Consider the following 265-nt stretch of genomic DNA (forward strand, 5'->3'; position numbering starts at 1 on the left):
AATAAGGTTTTTTTGCGAAGCAAAAATAACCATCCTTATAAACTTCCATCAAGTTGTTCTTTGAAAACTAGATAAAGTAAAAAAGTCAAGAAAGAAACTGAGTATCGCCATTTTAGGTTTTCTCTCTAAATGAGAAAAAAATTAACCATAGGTTAAGTTAGAAAGGGCGCACGGTGGATGCCTTGGCACTAGGAGCCGATGAAGGACGGGACTAACACCGATATGCTTCGGGGAGCTGTAAGTAAGCTTTGATCCGGAGATTTCC

Annotated in this window: 1 rRNA gene; it reads left to right on the plus strand. The window is 38.9% G+C overall.

What is annotated here, in order from left to right:
• Nucleotides 1-150: 150 nt before the first annotated feature.
• Nucleotides 151-265, plus strand: a 23S ribosomal RNA gene (locus M3175_RS24715); the annotation flags it as partial.

Source organism: Robertmurraya korlensis (genome assembly GCF_023715225.1).
Classification (GTDB): domain Bacteria; phylum Bacillota; class Bacilli; order Bacillales; family Cytobacillaceae; genus Robertmurraya_A.